The 4194-nt window shown below is 67.4% G+C and carries 4 protein-coding genes; 3 read left to right on the forward strand and 1 reads right to left on the reverse strand.

What is annotated here, in order from left to right; translation table 11 throughout:
• The 3 genes from AC1DOC_RS22110 to AC1DOC_RS22120 form a co-directional block, all read left to right on the forward strand.
• Positions 1–1071: ABC transporter permease (locus AC1DOC_RS22110; RefSeq protein WP_478130486.1), on the forward strand; the 1071-nt coding region annotated here is incomplete at its 5' end.
• Between the two features lie 193 nt (positions 1072–1264).
• Positions 1265–2185, forward strand: coding sequence for an ABC transporter permease (locus tag AC1DOC_RS22115; protein WP_015866677.1), 921 nt, complete (start codon positions 1265–1267; stop codon positions 2183–2185).
• Between the two features lie 49 nt (positions 2186–2234).
• A complete protein-coding gene (locus tag AC1DOC_RS22120) occupies positions 2235–3407 on the forward strand; it encodes a BMP family ABC transporter substrate-binding protein (RefSeq protein WP_412511568.1) in 1173 nt (390 codons plus the stop codon).
• A gap of 52 nt (positions 3408–3459) precedes the next feature.
• Here the strand turns inward: AC1DOC_RS22120 and AC1DOC_RS22125 are convergent.
• Positions 3460–4194, reverse strand: a 735-nt coding sequence (locus AC1DOC_RS22125; protein ID WP_478130487.1) for a LysR substrate-binding domain-containing protein, incomplete at its 5' end; no start/stop codon positions are given.

Consider the following 4194-nt stretch of genomic DNA (forward strand, 5'->3'; position numbering starts at 1 on the left):
CTGATCGGCGTGGCGCTGTTCGCCGCGCTCGGCAAGGACCCGGTCAAGGGCCTCTTGGTGTTCTTCTACGAGCCGATCAAGAGCGGCTACGCGATCGGCGAGCTCACGATCAAGGCGACGCCGCTGCTCATCATCGCGCTCGGGCTGGCGGTGTGCTTTCGCTCCAACGTCTGGAACATCGGCGCCGAGGGCCAGTTCGTGTTCGGCGCCATTGCCGCGGGCGGCGTCGCGCTGATGGCCGACAAGAGCACGGGCTCGTGGATCGTGGTGGCCATTCTCGTTGCGGGCACCATCGGCGGCATGGTGTGGGCCGGCATCGTGGCCTTCCTGCGCGACCGGTTCAACGCCAACGAGATCCTCGTGAGCCTGATGCTGGTGTACGTGGCCACGCTGCTGCTGGGCTACATGGTGTTCGGCCCCTGGAAGGATCCGCAGGGCTACAACTTTCCGCAATCGAAGACCTTCGAGGCCGTGACGCAGATCCCGCGGCTCTTCAAGGGKTCGCGCGTGAGCATCGGGCTGATCATCGCGCTGCTGGGCGTGGGTGCGCTCTGGGTGTTCCTGTTCCGCACGCGCGCGGGTTTTGCGCAGCAGGTCGGCGGGCTCGCGCCCGCGGCCGCGCGCTATGCGGGCTTCTCGGCACGCCGCGCCATCTGGATCGCGCTGCTGACCTCGGGCGGCGCGGCGGGCCTGGCCGGTGCGCTCGAAGTGGCAGGCCCGCTCGGCCAGCTCACGCCCTACGTGCCGGCCGGCTACGGCTTCGCGGCCATCATCGTGGCTTTCGTCGGCCGGCTGCATCCGGTCGGCATGGTGTTCTCGGCCATCCTSATGAGCATGTTCTACATCGGCGGCGARCTCGCGCAGTCGCGCCTGGGCCTGCCCAAGTCGCTGACCGGCGTGTTCCAGGGTTTGCTGCTCTTCACGCTGCTGGCCTGCGACACCTTGATCGCCTATCGCATCCGCCGCAAGGCCGCGGCAAAAACGGCGGCTTCCACGGGAACGACGAGTTCGCTGCAAGCCAGCACGCCGTTGACGGCGCCGGCCGTGCGTTCGACCGAAGGAGTGCTTTGAATGGCCCGCCGCACAACAGCAGCGTGCCCAGGTGCACAGGGCATCGGGTGCTCCCCGCAGCGAAATCAAGGAGGAGGGGGCGCAGCCCCCGGGGGACATTCGCGGAGGGGAGTACCCGGTGGCCTGTGCACGCGCCCCGAACACGAGCGCCCGAAAACAACCGAACAACGAAACGCACGGGGAAGCCACTGACATGGACAGCTACGCACTCCTCCTAGGCTCGACGCTGAGCGCCGGCACCGTGCTCGCCATCGCGGCACTGGGCCTGCTCATCAACGAGAAGGCCGGCATCGTCAACCTCGGTGCCGAGGGCATGATGCTCTGCGCCGCCATCGCCGGCTTTGCGACGGTCGTCATCACCCACAACCCCTGGCTCGGCTTCCTGGCCGGCATGGCGGCCGGTGCCTTGCTTGCCGCCTTCTTCGGTGTGCTGGTGATCTGGCTCAACACCAACCAGTACGCCACCGGCCTCGCCCTCAGCCTTTTCGGCGTCGGCTTCTCCGCCTTCGTGGGCATCAACTTCGTGCAGGCCAAGCTGCCCGAGAGCGTGTCGTACGCCGTGCCGGTGCTCGGCGACATCCCGCTCGTCGGGCCCGCGCTTTTCCGCCACCACCCCATGGTGTATTTCGCCGTGGTGCTGACCTTCGGCCTCATCTGGTTTCTCTACCGCACCCGCGCCGGGCTCGTGCTGCGCTCGGTGGGCGAGTCGCCCGAATCGGCGCATGCGCTCGGCTATCCGGTGCGGCGCATCCGCTTCATGGCGGTGATCGCGGGCGGCGCGCTCTGCGGCCTGGCGGGGGCGTACCTGTCGACCGTCTATACGCCGCTGTGGGTCGAGGGCATGGTCGCGGGCCGCGGCTGGATCGCGCTGGCGCTCACCACCTTCGCCACCTGGCGGCCGATCCGCGTGCTGCTGGGCGCCTACCTGTTCGGCGGCGTCTCGATGCTGGGCTTCCACCTGCAGAGCAGCGGCGTCGACGTGCCGCCGCAGTTCCTCAGCATGCTGCAGTACATCGCGCCCATCGTGGTGCTGGCGCTGATCTCGCGCAACCCGGCCTTCATCCGCATCAACATGCCCGCTTCGATCGGAAAACCGTTCTACCCCGGCTCATAATCTCGCTTCTCGATTTCCGCCAACCTGTCCTTTTTGAGGATTTCCGACAATGAATGATCTGAACAAGCGCTCCCTGCTCAAGCTGGCCGCCCTCACGGCGGTCGCTTCGGCGGCCCTGATCGGCTGCGGCAAGAAAGAGGAAGCGGCTGCACCGGCTGCAACCCCCGCGCCGGCGCCGGCACCCGCTGCCGCCGCTCCGGCACCGGCAGCGCCGCTCAACATCGCATTCGCATACATCGGCCCGGTGGGCGACGGCGGCTGGACCTTCGCGCACGACAACGGCCGCAAGGCGCTCGAGAAGGAATTCGGCGACAAGATCAAGACCACCTTCGTCGAGAGCGTGCCCGAGGGCGCCGACGCCGAGCGCGTGTTCCGCGACATGGTCGGCCAAGGCAACAAGCTGATCTTCGGCACCACCTTCGGCTACATGGAGCCGATGCTCAAGGTGGCCGCCGACAGCAAGGACGTGAAGTTCGAGCATGCCACCGGCTACAAGACCGCCGAGAACATGCGCACTTACGACAGCCGCACCTACGAAGGCGCCTACATGGCCGGCGTCATTGCCGGCGCCATGACCAAGAGCAACACGCTCGGCGTGGTCGGCTCGGTGCCGATTCCCGAGGTGCTGCGCAACATCAACAGCTTCACGCTGGGCGCGCAGTCGGTCAACCCGAAGATCACGACCAAGGTGGTGTGGGTGAACGAATGGTTCAGCCCGCCCAAGGAAACCGAAGCCGCCACCGCCCTCATCAACGGCGGCGCCGACGTGCTGTTCCAGAACACCGACTCGCCGGCCGTGCTCAAGACCGCGCAGGAAAAGGGCAAGCGCGCCTTCGGCTGGGATTCGGACATGACCGCCTACGGCCCCAAGGCCCACCTGGCCTCGGCCACCATCAACTGGGCGCCGTACTACATCAAGGCCACGCAGGACGCACTCGACGGCAAGTGGGCCACGGGCCAGGCCTGGTGGGGCGTGAAGGAAGGCGCCATCGACCTCGTCTCGATCGCCGAGGACGTGCCGGCCGAAACCAAGGCCAAGGTCGAGGAAGTGAAGAAGGGCCTGAAGGACGGCAGCTTCGTGATCTGGAAGGGCCCGATCCTGGGCCAGGACGGCAAGGAAGTGGTCGCCAAGGATGCCGTGGCCGACGACAAGTTTCTGTCGGGTGTGAACTTCTACGTCAAGGGCGTCGAAGGCAAGGTGCCCGGCGGCGACAAGAAGTAGTAAACCGCTGCGCGCTTGCGCGGATGAAAGGGTCGCCTGCGGGCGGCCCTTTTCATTTGTGGTTCGCGCCGCGCGGCTTCCCTTCGGTCACCATCCGCGCGCTGTCGACAAAGCCCTGGATCAATCGCAGGCGCGGCGATGCGCGCTGCCACAGGACGCCGAATCGCCGCGGCTCCGAAGGCAGCGGCAGCGCAATCTTCGCGACGCGCTGGCCGTCGAGCAATGGCGACGCGATGTCGGGCACCAGCGAGACGCCCAGGCCGCGGTCGACCATCATGGCAATGGCCAGCAGCGAACTGAGTTCGAAACGCTCCTGCGGCACGATGCCGGCGGCGCGCAGGTAGCGGTCGGCCTGCTTGCCGCCGCCCAGGTTGCGGTCGTAGCGGATCAGCGGCGAGGTGCGCAGCAGCTCGTGCGGATCGCGCCGAGCGAGGCGGCTGGGCGCCAGCAGCACCAGCGGCTCCTCGCGCAGCAGCGACCAGTCGAAGGTCTTGGCGAGCACATAGGGCGGGTAGAGGCACACGGCCGCGTCGAGATCGCCCTGCTGCACTGCCTTGTAGAGCGTGGCCGTGGTGCCCGACTGCAGGAACACCTTGACGCCGGGATGCGTCTTCACGAAGCGCGCGAGGATGTCCGGCAGCAGGCTGTGGATGGCCGTGTTGATGGTGCCAACGAGCAGCTCGCCGCCGGCCACGTCGCTGCCGAGCAGCGCCTTGATGTCGTTCACCTCGCGCAGCAGGTTGCGGGCCCGCTGCACCAGCTGGTGCCCGGCCTCGGTGGGCTGCAC

It is taken from the genome of Variovorax sp. 01T439_2 (assembly GCF_056398445.1).